This is a genomic window from Noviherbaspirillum sp. (assembly GCF_035654295.1).
GTDB lineage: Bacteria > Pseudomonadota > Gammaproteobacteria > Burkholderiales > Burkholderiaceae_D > Noviherbaspirillum.
This window is the reverse complement of sequence record NZ_DASRXF010000097.1, coordinates 1-14069: the sequence shown is the minus strand read 5'-3', so window position 1 is coordinate 14069 and position 14069 is coordinate 1. Positions and strand designations below refer to the sequence as shown.

14 protein-coding genes are annotated in these 14069 nt (G+C 64.6%); 10 read left to right on the top strand and 4 right to left on the bottom strand.

Translation table 11 applies throughout. The annotated features are described in order from the left end of the window. The first annotated feature begins 7 nt into the window (after positions 1-7). The 7 genes from VFF99_RS10400 to VFF99_RS10370 all read left to right on the top strand — a co-directional run bounded on the left by VFF99_RS10400 (position 8) and on the right by VFF99_RS10370 (position 7327). Positions 8-1255: a glycosyltransferase gene (locus VFF99_RS10400; protein WP_325017566.1), complete on the top strand. Its 1248-nt coding sequence runs from the start codon at positions 8-10 to the stop codon at positions 1253-1255. 143 nt (positions 1256-1398) lie between these two features. Further along, positions 1399-2886: a lipopolysaccharide biosynthesis protein gene (locus tag VFF99_RS10395; RefSeq protein WP_325017564.1), complete on the top strand. Its 1488-nt coding sequence runs from the start codon at positions 1399-1401 to the stop codon at positions 2884-2886. Between the two features lie 13 nt (positions 2887-2899). Further along, positions 2900-3061: a hypothetical protein gene (locus tag VFF99_RS10390; protein WP_325017562.1), complete on the top strand. Its 162-nt coding sequence runs from the start codon at positions 2900-2902 to the stop codon at positions 3059-3061. Further along, positions 3058-4416 carry a putative O-glycosylation ligase, exosortase A system-associated gene (locus VFF99_RS10385; protein ID WP_325017560.1) on the top strand — a complete coding sequence of 453 codons (1359 nt, stop codon included), beginning with the start codon at positions 3058-3060 and terminating at the stop codon, positions 4414-4416. Before VFF99_RS10390 ends, VFF99_RS10385 begins: the two co-directional genes overlap by 4 nt. Before the next feature lie 46 nt (positions 4417-4462). Beyond that, positions 4463-5617 carry a hypothetical protein gene (locus tag VFF99_RS10380; RefSeq protein ID WP_325017558.1) on the top strand — a complete coding sequence of 385 codons (1155 nt, stop codon included), beginning with the start codon at positions 4463-4465 and terminating at the stop codon, positions 5615-5617. Further along, positions 5610-6545 carry an AAC(3) family N-acetyltransferase gene (locus VFF99_RS10375; protein ID WP_325017556.1) on the top strand — a complete coding sequence of 312 codons (936 nt, stop codon included), beginning with the start codon at positions 5610-5612 and terminating at the stop codon, positions 6543-6545. The genes VFF99_RS10380 and VFF99_RS10375 overlap by 8 nt, the downstream gene beginning before the upstream one ends. Before the next feature lie 194 nt (positions 6546-6739). Continuing rightward, positions 6740-7327, top strand: a complete 588-nt coding sequence (locus VFF99_RS10370; protein ID WP_325017554.1) for a hypothetical protein — start codon at positions 6740-6742, stop codon at positions 7325-7327. A 22-nt stretch (positions 7328-7349) separates the two neighbouring features. On the opposite strand, the gene VFF99_RS10365 is transcribed toward VFF99_RS10370, so the two are convergent. From VFF99_RS10365 to VFF99_RS10355, 3 genes are read right to left on the bottom strand one after another with little or no spacing between them, the layout of a single operon-like run. Further along, entirely contained in the window at positions 7350-8243 is an 894-nt protein-coding gene (locus VFF99_RS10365) for a hydrolase 1, exosortase A system-associated (protein WP_325017552.1), read from the bottom strand. After that, positions 8240-9076: a hydrolase 2, exosortase A system-associated gene (locus VFF99_RS10360; protein WP_325017550.1), complete on the bottom strand. Its 837-nt coding sequence runs from the start codon at positions 9074-9076 to the stop codon at positions 8240-8242. The genes VFF99_RS10365 and VFF99_RS10360 overlap by 4 nt, the downstream gene beginning before the upstream one ends. Continuing rightward, entirely contained in the window at positions 9073-9324 is a 252-nt protein-coding gene (locus VFF99_RS10355) for an acyl carrier protein (RefSeq protein ID WP_325017548.1), read from the bottom strand. Before VFF99_RS10355 ends, VFF99_RS10360 begins: the two co-directional genes overlap by 4 nt. A 298-nt stretch (positions 9325-9622) precedes the next feature. Here VFF99_RS10355 and VFF99_RS10350 point away from each other — a divergent pair, with 298 nt between their 5' ends. Genes VFF99_RS10350 through VFF99_RS10340 form a run of 3 tightly spaced genes read left to right on the top strand, consistent with a single transcriptional unit; the run spans position 9623 to position 13115 of the window. Then, entirely contained in the window at positions 9623-10936 is a 1314-nt protein-coding gene (locus VFF99_RS10350; protein ID WP_325017634.1) for a nucleotide sugar dehydrogenase, read from the top strand. Beyond that, complete coding sequence (locus VFF99_RS10345) at positions 10936-11988, top strand: NAD-dependent epimerase/dehydratase family protein (RefSeq protein ID WP_325017546.1); 1053 nt, start codon at positions 10936-10938, stop codon at positions 11986-11988. The genes VFF99_RS10350 and VFF99_RS10345 overlap by 1 nt, the downstream gene beginning before the upstream one ends. Further along, on the top strand, positions 11988-13115 hold the full coding sequence (locus VFF99_RS10340; protein WP_325017632.1) for a GNAT family N-acetyltransferase: 1128 nt from the start codon (positions 11988-11990) through the stop codon (positions 13113-13115). The genes VFF99_RS10345 and VFF99_RS10340 overlap by 1 nt, the downstream gene beginning before the upstream one ends. A gap of 566 nt (positions 13116-13681) precedes the next feature. Here the strand turns inward: VFF99_RS10340 and VFF99_RS10335 are convergent. After that, the coding region (locus VFF99_RS10335; protein WP_325017544.1) for a PA2169 family four-helix-bundle protein at positions 13682-14069 on the bottom strand (388 nt) is incomplete at its 5' end.

The window sequence follows — 14069 nt, the reverse complement described above, 5'->3', positions numbered from 1 at the left end:
ACGAAGCATGAACAAGCGCGCCCTCATCATCGCCTACCACTTCCCGCCGCAGGCCGCGAGCAGCGGCATTCAGCGTACGCTGAGCTTTTCCAAATACCTCGGTCGCCACGGCTGGGATGCGATGGTGCTGTCCGCCCATCCGATGGCCTACAGCGCCAAGAATCCGTCGCAGCTTGCCAGCGTGCCGCCTTCGCTTGTCGTGCGCCGCCCGCTGGCGCTGGATGCCAAGCGCCACCTCGGCTTGTTCGGCCGCTATCCCGACATCCTCGCGCTGCCCGACCGCTGGAGCAGCTGGTGGCTGACCGCCGTGCCCACCGGGCTGTCGCTGATCCGCAAGCAACGGCCGGAAGTCATCTGGTCCACCTTTCCGATCGCCACCTCGCACCTGATCGGCCTCACGCTGCACCGCCTGACCGGCATCCCCTGGGTCGCCGATTTCCGCGACCCGATGCTGCAGGAGGGCTATCCGGCCACCGCGATGCAGCGCAATGCCTTTGCCTGGATCGAGCGGCAAGCGATCACGCGCTGCTGCAAGGCGGTGTTCACCACGCACAGCGCGCTGCATGCCTATCGCCAGCGCTTCCCGCATCTGCCTTCGGAAAAGTTTTCCGTGATCGAAAACGGCTACGACGAGGAAGGCTTCCTCGGCACGGATGCGCCTGCTCCTGCCGTACAGCGGCGGAACCAGAAAGTGACCCTGCTGCACAGCGGCGTGCTGTACGCGGAAGGGCGCAACCCATCCGCCTTCTTCGATGCCATCGCGCGCCTCAAGGCGCAGGGCAGGGTGGATGCGGCGTCGCTGTCCGTCGTCCTGCGCGCCACCGGCGACGATGCGCGCTTCGCCGCGCTGGCGCAGAACTACGGCGTCGGGGACATCGTCCGCATCGAAGGCGCGGTGCCCTACCGCGAAGCCTTGCGCGAGATGCTCGATGTCGACGGCCTGCTCGTGTTCCAGGGCACGCCCTTCAACACCCAGGTGCCCGCCAAGATCTACGAATACTTCCGCGCCCGGCGCCCGATTTTCGGGCTGGTCGACCCGGCCGGGGAAACCGCGCGCATCCTCGGTGCGGCGGGCTTTTGCAACATTGCCCCGATGGACGAGGCCGAACGCATCAGCGCCGCGCTGGCCCTCTTCATCGACGAGATTCGGCAGGGGAGCGCTTACTGCGCCAGCGAAGCAGTGGTCACGGCGTCTTCGCGTGAGCACCGCACGCGCGAGCTGGCCAGCCTGTTCAACCAGGTCGCGCTCGCCTGAAGAGGCGTTGCAAAAAGGAAAACGTCCGTTGAGCTTGGTCAAGATTCCCGTCAGGCATTTCCCTAGACTGGCTCCACTCCGACGGGATTACCCATGACATTCCTTTCCCCGCTCCGCAGCCGGCTCGCCTCCGGCTCCTGCACATGCCGCCAGCCCTGATGCGTTCCCACCGGCCCACCGGCGTTTTCCACGGCGCCATCCTGACTGTCTCCATGCGCTGGACGGACAGGCTCATCGGCTTCGTCAGCACGCTGATCCTCGCGCGCCTGATCACGCCCGACGATTTCGGCATCATCGCCATGGCCTCGCTCGTGATCGGCCTGATCGATGCCTTGCTGGCACTGGGCGTGAACGTCGCGCTGATCCAGAACCGCGACGCCACCCAGGCTCACTACGACACGGCCTGGACGGTCAGGCTCGCGCAGTCCGCGCTGGCTGCCGCCATCATCTTCTGCGCCGCCTTCCCGGCCGCGGATTACTTCAACGATGCGCGCGTCACGCCGGTCATGCAATGGCTGTCCCTGAGCATGCTGATGCTGGGCTTTGAAAACATCGGCATCGTCAACTTCCAGAAGGAAATGCGCTTCGGCATGGAATTCCGCTTCGTGTTCTACAAGCGGCTGACCGGCTTCATCGTGACCATCGCCGCCACGCTCATCCTGCGCAACTACTGGGCGCTGGTGATCGCCACCATCGCTGCGCGTTTCTCCGGCGTGCTGTTCAGTTACATGATGCATCCGATGCGCCCCCGCCTGAGCATCGAGAAGCTGCGCGAGATCCTGTCGGTCTCGCAATGGATGCTGGTGCATAGCGTGGGCGTCTATCTCAACCGCGGCATCGACAAGATGTTGCTCGGCCGGCGCGCTCCGGCCGGCGTGGTCGGCGGTTATGCGCTGGCCGATGAGACTTCGGCCATGCCGACCACGGAAATCCTCGCGCCCATGAACCGCGTGCTGTTCCCCGCCTTCGTTGCCGCCAAACACGACTTGCGGGAATTGAAGCGCCTTTACCTGCTCGCGCAGGGCGTGCAATGCCTGGTCGGGATGTCGGCCGGCGTCGGGCTGGCGCTGGTCGCGCATGAAACCGTGCTGCTGCTGCTCGGCGAGCAATGGCTGTTCGTGGTGCCCATCGCCCAGGTGCTCGCGCTGGCAAGCGTGGTCGAGGCCATCACGACCAGCGGCGCCTACGTGTGCGTGACGCTTGGGGCGATCCGTTACGGCTCGCTGGTGAACTGGTCGCAGGTGGCGGTCTTCGTGATCGCGGCGCTGTTGCTGCTGCCGCAGGGCGAGGCCATGCACTTCGCATGGCTCAGGCTGGCGGTGGTGGGGGCCGGTCTGTTCCTGTCCATCGCGCTGCTGATGCGCGCGCTGCACAACGTACGCCTGGTCGAAATCGCCCGCACCGTGTACCGCCCGCTCGCCGGAGTGTGCGTAATGGCGCTGGCGGTCATCTTCGTCGGGCAGCACCTCCACCTGCCCCTGCTGCCCGCGCTCGCGGTGAAGGTCGCCACCGGCGCCGCGGTGTTCACCTCCACCGTCGTCGCGCTCTGGCTGGCAGGCGGGAAACCGGAAGGCGCGGAATCCTATCTGCTGTCCAAGGCCGCGCCCCTGTTCGCCCGGCTCGCGCCCTGAAGGAGATCGATATATGGAAGCCCTGCTCATGGTCTGCGCGCTGATCGCCGTCATCCTGCTCCTGCTCGGCTACCGCCGCGCGGCGCGGCAGGAACAACCGGACGACGCGAAGTGGCTGTTCTCCTATCGCACCGATGCGCCCGCCGAGGGTGCGCGCCGCAGCGGGAGGCGATGATGCGCGACCTCGTGATGCTGGCAGCGATGTCGGTGCTGGTGCCGATGGCGCTGGCCGAGGGATTCATCGCCTACGTGCTCTGGGGATGGACTTCGTTCTTCTCGCCGAATTACTACGTATACGGCTTCATGGATGGGATACGCTACAACCTGATGTTCGCCAGCATCGCGCTGCTCGCACTGCTGCTTGGCGGCAGGCGCGCGCCGGTGCAGTGGAGCGGCACGCAGAAGCTCTTCCTGGCATTCGCCATCCACGCCACGCTGTGCGCGCTGTTCGGCTATGCGCCGAACAAGCTCAATGCCGAAGTGTATGAAGTGCTGATCAAGGGCCTGGTCTTCTGCCTCGTCATGCCCTGGTTCGTGACGGATCGGCTGCGCCTGCATGTGCTGCTGGTCGCGATTGCCGCCGGCCTGGGTTTCCACGGCGTGCTCGAAGGTGCGAAATTCGTCGGTACCGGCGGCGGCCACAAGATCGTCGGCGTAGCGACCTCGATGATCAGTGACAACAACCACCTCGCCCTCGGCCTGCTGATGGTGATCCCCATCCTGTACTACCTCTATCGCTATTCCGACAGGCGGCTGGCGCGTTACGGCTTCCTCGCGGCCTGCATCCTGACCACGATTGCGGTCATGGGCACGTTCTCGCGCGGCGGCTTCATCGGCCTGTCCGCCGTCGCCATCTGGTTCGTGCTCTCGAGCAGGAACAGGATAGGCTCGCTGCTTGCCGTCGCCCTGGTCGCGCTCGTGCTCTACCACGTTGCGCCGGCCGCATGGTTCGAACGCATCGACACCATCAACAATGCGGGTGAGGATTCCTCGTTCCTGGCGCGCGTCAATGCCTGGAAGATCAGCTTCGCGATCGCCCTGCACAATCCGGTGTTCGGCGGCGGCTTCCATGCGGTGCAGACGCTGCAGGTGTGGTCCACCTTCAGGGAAGCGATCGACTTCCTCGCCTTCATCCCGACGCCGCCGGTGGAAGTGGGCGGACGCGCAGCCCACAGCATCTACTTCGAAGTGCTGGGCGATACCGGCTTCGTCGGCCTGTTCCTGTTCCTCGCCATCTGGATCAGCGGCTGGCGCACGGCGGGAGCGGTGAGACGGATGGCGGACGGCCGGCCCGAGCTCAGGTGGGCGGGCGACCTCGCCGCCATGCTGCGCCTGTCGTTGCTGGTGTATGCAATCAGCGGCGCCGCCGTGAGCATGGCGTACTTCGAAATGTTCTACATCGTCGTCGCCGCCACCGCCGTGCTCAGACACTGCGTGCAGGCGCTGCCGGTTGCGGATTCTCAAGATGCGCCGGCTTGTGCAAAGGTTAAATGCGTTGTTGCAGGGAATCTCCAAATAAAAAACCCCTGAGGGAGAGCATATGTTGCAGACACTAAGAAGCGTCGCAAGCAAATTCGTGCCATCGAGACTGCCGGCAGCGGCTTCGCGCCAGCTCGAGCAAGACTTGCGCGGCCTGCCGCCGGTCGACCCCGGTCCCGAGCGCGTGATCGCCGCCTGCATCGCATGGCTGTGCGCCGCGCAAGACAATTCCGCCAGCGCGGATGGCGGCGTGGCGCGCGATTACAGCCTGCTCACCGGCTGGGCGACTTCCTATCCGGAGACCACCGGCTACATCATTCCGACCATGATCGAGGTGGCACGCCGCACCGGGCGGCAGGAACTGCACGCGCGGGCCAGGCGCATGCTGGACTGGTGCGTCGCGATCCAATACCCGGAGGGCGGCTTCCAGGGCGGGAAAATCGATGCCCAGCCGCGCGTGCCGGTCACCTTCAACACCGGCCAGATCCTGCTCGGGCTGGCCGCGGGCGCCGCTGCCTATGACGATGCGCGCTATCGCGCCGCAATGGAACGCGCCGCACGCTGGCTGTGCGAGACGCTCGATGAGGACGGCTGCTGGCGCAAGCATCCGACGCCCTTCGCCAAGCCCGGCGAGAAGGCGTATGAAACCCACGTCTCCTGGGGCCTGTTCGAAGCCGAGCGCGTCGCGTCCGGCAAAGGCTACGGCGAGGCCGGCCTGCGCCAGGTCGAGTGGGCGCTGAGCAAGCAGCTGCCGAACGGCTGGTTCGACTCGAACTGCCTGACCGACCCGACGCGACCGCTCACGCATACCATCGGCTACGTGCTGCGCGGTGTGATCGAAGCCTATCTGCTGTACAAGCGTCCCGACCTGCTCGCCGCGGCGATCCGCACCGCCGACAGCCTGGCCGATGTGATCGCCGCCGACGGCTACCTGCCGGGCAAGCTGGACAACAACTTCCGCGCCGCCGCCGGCTATGCCTGCCTCACCGGCACCGTGCAGATCGCGCATTGCCTGTTCCTGCTCTACGAACTCACCGGAGAGAAGAGCTATCTCGATGCCGGCAAGCGCGCCAACCGCTACGTGCGGCGGACCGTGGCCCTCGAGGGTCCGGCAGGGACGATGGGCGGCGTCCGGGGTTCGTTCCCGGTCAACGGCGAATACGGCCAATGGCAATACCTGAACTGGGCCGCCAAGTTCTGTATCGACGCCAACCTGCTGGAGACGGACATCGTCCGCGCGGCCCATGGCTAATCCCGTCAAGGAAGTGCTGAAATCCGGGCTGGAGTCGATGCGCCGGCACATGAGCGCACGCCAGCTGAAGCAGTCCGAAGAATGCTTCAGCCGTGCCGACCTCGTGCGCGGCCTGCGTGCGATGGGCATCACACCCGGCGATACGCTGTTCATCCACTCCTCGCTGCGCAGCATCGGCTATGTGGAAGGCGGGGCGGAGACGGTGATCGCCGCCTTGCAGGAAGCGGTGGGCAGCGAGGGGACGCTGCTGATTCCGACCTACTACATGCCGGGCGGCACGATACACGGCACCTGCGCATTGACCGATTATGTCTTCGATCCGCGCCGGCATGGCACCCACATGGGGCGCATCCCGGAGCTGTTCCTGAAGACAAAGGGCATCTACCGGAGCATCCATCCGACGCATTCCGTCTCCGCATGGGGACGGCACGCGCGCTACCTGACGGAAGCGCACCATCGCGCCCCGTCCGTGTTCGGCGAGGGCTCGCCCTGGCAGCGCTTCCTCGATATTTCCGATGCCAAGGTGCTCGGCCTCGGTATCTCGATGGGGCCGGTCACTTTCTATCATGTGCTGGAAGACAGCCTCGGCGAGCGCTTCCCGCTACGCATCTGGCAGGATAAGGTTTATCAATTGCCCTGCGTGGATGAATACGGTGCGCTTTGCCATGTCCCTGTCCGGCCCTTCGATCCCGAGGTCGTGAAGCGACGCATCGACCATCCCGAACGCGGCGACCTGCGCGACTACTTCTGGCACGATTTCCAGACCCGGGGCTTGCTGGCGCAAGGACAGGTCGGCAGTGCAAGGACGTGGTCCGTGCGGGCGGACGATTTCTACGCCCGGCTCGCCGCGCTTGCCGGACGTGGCATCACGATCTATTCGGCGCCCCAAGATCTCGCCGCGGCAATAGAGAACAGCCGACGGGATTAGTAATGCGCTGCCCTTCCTAATGCGGCGGCAACATGTGGAGGCCGTGTGCATATTGCGCCATCGAAACTTCCGCTGGCAGGCCCGCTTAGGAAATCAAAAAAGGAAGCGATTTTCGCAAATTCGCTAATTTTTTTCGAAACACGGCCGCTGTGGCGGCTGTCCAATCCAGTCTAAATTGACCCGAGGAGAAGCTCATGACACCCAACCTGACGTCAGCAAGGCAAGCAATCCAGGCGGAGCTGTCGCATGCCCGCCAGGGTGTGGCCTTTTATTCCGCGCGCGTCGAAGCCCTCGAAACCGCGCTCAACCAGCTGGAAAGCGTCGAGGGCGATGAGGCGGCACCCGCCCGGAAGACCCGGGCCAAGTCCGCAAACGGACGCAGCGCCGCGTCCAGCGGACGCGGACGCAAGCCGCGCGCCGCGAAATCCGACGAGGCGCCGGCGGCACGCGGAGCCGCAAAGGGGCTGGCACGCCAGCAGAAAGGCGGGCAGCGCGCGGCACGGACCAAGGGCAAGGAGGGCAGGGGAGGGCAGGAGAGCGGACTGCCGACCACCGGCACCGACTTCTGGCTGCGGCTGGTAACCGACGAGCCGCGTACCGCGGTGGAAATCGCCAACGCCGCCGCACAGGAAATCGGCATCAAGCCCGAGCAGAAGGAACAGATCCAGAAACTGAAGCAGCGCGTGGCGCCGGCGCTGGCCACGCTAGTTTCCGCTCAGAAGGTGCAGGATACCGGCGCCGGACGCGAGCGACGCTTCTTCAAGGCGGCAGGGGCGGCCTGATCAAGGCTCGGCCGCCCGGGGTCTACGCTTGCGTTCTTGCAAGCTCGGGCGCCGCCGCCGTGCCGGCCGGGATGCCCCGAAGCCAGCGCAGGGTGGCGGCCGCGGCTTCATCGCGCCACGTCCTGCGCGAAAACGTATGGTTCGCGCCTGCCAGCCGGTGGCAGTGCACGTGCCCGGACTTCATCAGGTCTTCCCATTTGCCGGACTGCTGCACGAGGTCGCCGAATTCCTGCGCGGTGAGGTCGTTCTCGCTCAGGATCACCAGCACGTTTCCGTCGAAGCGCGCCAGCGCCTGGTACAGCCGATCGGGAAGCGGTTGCGGGTCATCGGCATCGTTGACCGCCGCCGGATTTCCATAAGCCCGCCCGACGGCGCTCCACAGCGAACGCGCCGCCGAGCCGAAGTCGAAGTCGCCGGCGGCGATCCTTTTCCACACGCCGGCGTCGAGCAGGCGCGCGCGATAGTAGTGCTTCAGCTGCGCCTTGGCTTCCCCCGCCTCGGTGCGCGTCCACGGATTCACCAGTACCGCCCCGCATACTCGCGCATCGCCGGGCGCATAGAAGGCGGCGGCGGTAGCGCCGTCGCACAATCCCCATACCACGGCCTCGCGCACCGCGGGCACGGCATCGAACAGCGCATCGAGTGCGGCGCGGATGTCGTCGCCGGCATCCTCGAAGTTGCGCGGCTCGCCCTCGCTGTCGCCCATGCCGCGGTAATCGAAGCGCAGGACCGGATAGCCCTGCGCCGCAAACGCGCGCGCCAGCAGGACGAACTGGCGGTGGCTGCCGGCCCGGTACTGCGGGCCGCCGACGACGATCAGTATTGCCCTCGACAAGGGTTGCGCCGGCTTGCTCAGGATGCCGTAGAGCGTGGCTCCGTTGCAGGAAAACGCGATCGGAATTTCATCGTGGCTCATGCCGTCGCTTCCGCAAAGATGCCGGCCGTTTCCGCGATCAGGCCCGGGCACTCGGTGACTTCGCGCGTCGCCCAGAACGACGGCCCGGTGACCGCGTGCAGGCGCACGTCCATGTTCCGGTCCGCCCAGTCGCGCGCCGTACGAATGCGGGCGGCGGGTACCAGCGTCTGGTCGTCAGGGACCAGTTCGAACCAGTGCAGGGGCGGCGCGATGCTGCGCAGCCCGGACAAATCGATACGCTCGATGCCGGCCACCAGGGCGGGCGCAAGTTCGTAACCGCCGATCTCGACGGTATCGCCACGCGCAAGCGCCTGGCGCGGGTTCTCCCGGCCGGCCTGCCGTTCCGTCATGTCGGCAGCCAGCGCGAGCCGCAGGAACTGCGTCATCCAGGTTTTCCCGTCGATGACGGGCTGCCACAGTATGCACTGCGATGCCGTGACGCTGCTGCTGCGCACTGCATCGAGGGCGAGCGCCGCGCCCAGGCGCAAGCCCCACAGCGTCACGACCGGCGACACATGCCTGCGCAACCATTGGGCAGCGGCGGCAAGGTCTTCCTTCCAGGTCTCCCAGGTGGCGTCGCGCAGGTCGCCGTCGCTGTCGCCGCAGCCGAACAGGTCCATCTGCAGCACGCCGTAGCCGGCCTGTGCGAATTCGCGCGACTGCAGCGCGGCCATGCGGCGCGACAGGTTCATCTCATCGCCGAAGGGATGCACGTAGAGGATCGCTCCCGGGCGTGCGTGCTCCGGCATCGGCGCGTGGTACAGGCAGAAGCGTTTGCCCTGCGGCGTGTCGAGGAAAAAGGGCAGGGCCGGCGGCCGGCGCTGCGGGTTCATTGCAGACGCTTGCGGTCGACCGCCGATGCCAGCGTGCCGACCGACTGGAACAGGCCGGCGGTGATCTCGTCGTCCTCGAAGCGGATGCCGAAATGATCTTCCATCGCAGCGATGAGGTTGACCACCGCAAGGGAATCGAACTCCGGCAGATTGCCAAGCAGGCCGGTGTCGGCCGTCAGCCGTGCGGCGCGCTCACCGAGGCTGAGCGTGTCGGCGAGGATGGTTTTGACTTGTTCTAGCGATTGCATCGCGGGCTCCCCTGTCACGCGTGGAATGGTCCGCCCGCCCGGTCTGTCGCGGGCGTGGGAATGCCGCACCGGACGGCGTGAAGGCGCGCGATGCGATGGACCAATGACGTTGGTTATCTTGCCTCGGACAAAATTCCTGCAATTGCGCTTTATCAAAACATCAACATACTGACCAGCAATACTTTGGCAGACGAAAGAGATTGAACGAAGCCAATTACTGCCAAAGGAGAAGCGCTTGATTACGCATGAACCGTATTCGCCGGAACTGAAGAACGTCATCGATACCCAGCTCGCCCGTATTTCCCAGCTCAGCGCTACCGCGCTCGACGATACCAAGGTTGTTGCCGTCGTCGGCCTCGGCTATGTCGGCCTGCCGCTCGCGGTTGCATTCGGAAAACACTACCAGACCGTGGGCTTCGACCTGTCCGAGACCAAGATCGAAAATTACCGGCGCTTCATCGACCCCACCGGCGAAGTCTCGAGCGAAGACCTGCGCGCCGCCACCGGCCTCGAATGCAGCTGCGATCCGTCGGCACTGGCGAAAGCCGACTTCATCATCGTCGCCGTGCCCACTCCCGTCGACATCGCACACCAGCCGGATTTCACACCGCTGATCGGCGCCAGCCAGTCCGTGGGCAAGCACATGAAGCGCGGCGCCATCGTGGTGTATGAGTCGACCGTGTACCCCGGCGCGACCGAGGAAATCTGCGTGCCCATCCTGGAAAAGTTTTCCGGCATGCAGTGGAAGAAGGACTTCCATGTCGGCTTCTCGCCCGAGCGCATCAATCCCGGCGACAAGGAACATACGCTGGCCAGCATCGTGAAGATCGTCTCCGGCGACGACAAGGACACGCTCGAGCAGGTCGCCGCGCTGTACGAGCGCGTGGTCACCGCCGGGGTACACCGTGCCTCCAGCATCAAGGTCGCCGAGTCGGCGAAGGTCATCGAAAACACGCAGCGCGACCTGAACATCGCACTGATGAACGAGCTGGCGATCATCTTCGACAAGCTCGGCATCGACACGCTGGAAGTGCTGCAGGCCGCGGGCACGAAATGGAACTTCCTGAACTTCCGTCCCGGTCTCGTCGGCGGCCACTGCATCGGCGTCGATCCCTACTACCTGACCCACAAGGCCGAAATGATCGGCTACCACCCGCAGGTGATCCTTGCCGGCCGCCGCATCAATGACGGCATGGCCAAGTTCGTCGCAGAGAAAACGGTGAAGGAACTGATCGCCGCCGGCTTCCCGGTCAAGGGCAGCAAGGTCAATGTGCTCGGTCTCACCTTCAAGGAAAACTGCCCGGACCTGCGCAATTCCAAGGTCGCCGACCTCGTCTTCGAGTTGCAGTCCTATGGCGTGGACGTCTATGTGCACGATCCCGTCGCGGAAGCGGAAGAGGCAAAGCATGAATACGGCCTGAAACTGGTCGACTGGGATGAACTGCCGCGCGCCGACGCGGTGATTGCCGCCGTCGCCCACCGCGAACTGCTCGGCCGTCCGATCGAAGACATCCGCGCCAAGCTGGTCGACAAGGGTTGCTTCATCGATGTCAAATCCCAGTTCGATCCGACCACCTTCGAGCGTGCCGGCATCAGCGTGTGGAGACTGTAATGGCTGCGCCTCTTTCCGCGCAGTACGAACAGGTGCGCAGGCAGTTGGCGGGCCGCCAGTATCACTGGCTGGTGACGGGCGCCGCCGGCTTCATCGGCTCCGGCCTGGTCGAAGCGCTGCTGAAGCTGAACCAGCGGGTCACCGGCCTGGACAACTTCTCCACCGGCTATCGCCACAACCTCGATCTCGTGCGGGAATCCGTCGGCGACCGGGCCTGGCAGAACTTTCGCTTCATTCAGGGCGATATCCGGGAACTGAAGGAATGCGCGCGTGCCTGCGAGGGTGTCGACTACGTCCTGCATGAAGCGGCGCTTGGTTCAGTGCCGCGTTCCATCCATGATCCTATCCTCACCAACGCCAACAACGTGACCGGCTTCCTCAACATGCTGGTCGCCGCGCGCGATGCGAAGGTCAGGCGCATGGTGTACGCCGCGTCCAGTTCGACCTACGGCGACAGTCCCGACCTGCCCAAGGTCGAGGACGTGATCGGCCGTCCGCTCTCGCCCTATGCCGTCACGAAATACGTCAACGAACTCTATGCCGATGTGTTTGCGCGCTGCTACGACGTGGAAACCATCGGGCTGCGCTACTTCAACGTCTTCGGCCCGCGCCAGGACCCGAACGGCGCCTATGCCTCGGTGATCCCGCAATGGATTGCCGCGCTGATCAACGACCAGCCGGTGAACATCAACGGCGACGGCCTCACCAGCCGCGACTTCTGCTACATCGACAATGTCGTACAGGCCAACCTGCTCGCCGCCTTGAGCGACGACCCGGGCGCGGTGAACCAGGTGTACAACGTCGCGGTCAACGAACGCACCAGCCTCAACGAGCTGTACGAAATCCTGCGCTCGGAACTGGCCGGCACCTTCCCGCGCCTGAGCGAACACCGTCCCCGCCATGTGTCCTTCCGCGAGGGCGACGTGCGGCATTCGCAGGCCGACATTTCCAAGGCGGCGGCGCTGCTCGGTTTCCACCCCACGCACCGCATCCGAGAAGGCTTGCGCCAGACCATCGCGTGGTACAAGGAACATCTCGCCGTCACGTGCTGATGCCGCGCGTGAGGGTTTACGAAGGCATCGCCAGCCTGCCCGCTTCCTGCGCCGGGCTGTTCCGCGGCGGCGTGTTCCACAGCCTGCCGTGGTTCCGCGTGCTGGAAGATACGCTCGGCGGCATGCGCATCCATGCGCTGGAGTCGGAGGAGGGCGTGCACGCGCTGTTGCCGATGTGCGTGCAGTCCTCCGTCGGCCTCCTTGCGCCGCGCCGCCTTGGTGCGGCGGCGAACTACTACACGCCCTTGTTCCATCCGCTGCTGGCGGATTATGCGTCGGAGCAGGTCTGTCTCGACGCCCTTGCGCGCGGCATTGCAGGGGCACGGTGGGATGGCGTCACCTTTTTTCCGATGGACCGCGAGGCGCCGCATTTTTCGGCGCTGTGCTCGGCCCTGCGCGCCGCACGGATGGCGGTGCAGCCTTACCTGTGCTTCGGTAACTGGTACCTCAAGGTCAACGGACGTTCCTATGATGATTACGCCGCATCCCTGCCGCCGCGCCTGCGCAATACGCTCAAGCGCAAGGGGCAGCAGCTTGGCAAGCGGATGCGCATCGAGATACTTTCCGGCGGCGACAGGCTGGATGAAGCGATCACTGCCTACGAAGTGGTTTACCGCGCGAGCTGGAAGCCGCCTGAGGGATATCCGCAGTTCATGCCATCGCTGATTCGTGCCTGCGCGGATGAGGGATGGCTGCGCATGGGGGTGGCGTGGATTGATGGGGTGCCGGCGGCGGCGCAGGTGTGGATGGTTTCCGATGGCGTTGCTTCCATCTTCAAGCTTGCCTATGACCAGAGGTTTGTGAAGCATTCCGTTGGTTCGTTGCTGACTGCTGCATTGATGCGGCATGTGATTGATGTTGATGGGGTGACGGAGGTCGACTTTCTGAGCGGGGATGATCCTTACAAGCAGGATTGGATGTCGCATCGTAGGGAGCGGTGGGGGATTGCTGCGTTCAATCTTCGGACTTTGCGTGGGGTGTTGTTGGGGTTGCTTCATATTGGGGGACGCTGGGTTAAACGCCTGTTTCTCTCTTCGGTGGCCCGGTTTCGGTCGTCACTCCGTTGGGGCTTGCCGGGACTCGCCCCGGCGGGCGACCTACTTTCTTTGCTTCGCCAAAGAAAGTAGGCAAAGAAAGGCGACCCCGGTACGCAGCCCCCTTCGGGGGTCCCCGAAAAAATGCAGTGGAAAGCGGGAAGCGCGGAAACTCGCCTTCGGCTCAGACAGTCCGCGCTTCTTTATCCGCTTTCCACTGCATTTTTTCGGCTGCGTACAGGGGCCAACTGCTTAAACCCATCCCCACCCTAGCCCTCCCCTTGAAGGGGGGGGGAACTGTCAGGCTTGCCAAAGTCCGGAGAGTGGGTTTGAGTTCCCTCCCCTTCAAGGGGAGGGTTAGGGTGGGGATGGGTTTCCGCTTTTCTCCCTTGTGCCGACGCCAAAAGAGCGGACGCAAAATCGGATAAAGAAGCGCAGATGTCTGAGCCGAAGGCGAGTTTCTGCGCTTCCCGATTTTGCGTCCGCTCTTTTGGGGACCCCCGCAGGGGGCGGCGGTACAGGGTCGCCTTTCTTTGCTTACTTTCTTTGGCGAAGCAAAGAAAGTGAGTGGCCCGCCGGGGCCAGTCCCGGCAAGCCCCAACGGAGTGACTACAGGCCCGAATCACCGAAGAAAGAAAACACCAGCATCAAACAACAACCTAAGCCCGATACTGATCCCTCAAACTCCTCACCTGATCATGATTCTGCAACACCCCCTGATACTGCCTCTCCACCACCGCCCTCACATCCGCCGGCAGATTCCTCTCCAGCGCCCGCCGGTAGCTGGCCACCGCAAAGTCCTCCCCCCGCTCGCACTCCCGCAATACCGCCTTCAGATCCTTGCCGGTGACGAGCGCCTTGATGTCGACCCAGCGGCGGTGCAGGGCGCCGCCGAGCCCGCCGCTGGTTTCCGGATTGCCGCCATAGGCACGGACCAGGTCCTGCAGTTCGATGGCGGCGGCCGCACAGCTTTGGGCGCGGTTTGAAAAGAAAGTTTTCAGCTGCGGGTCGCTGACGTCGCCCGCGCAGGTCCGGAAACCCTCGTCG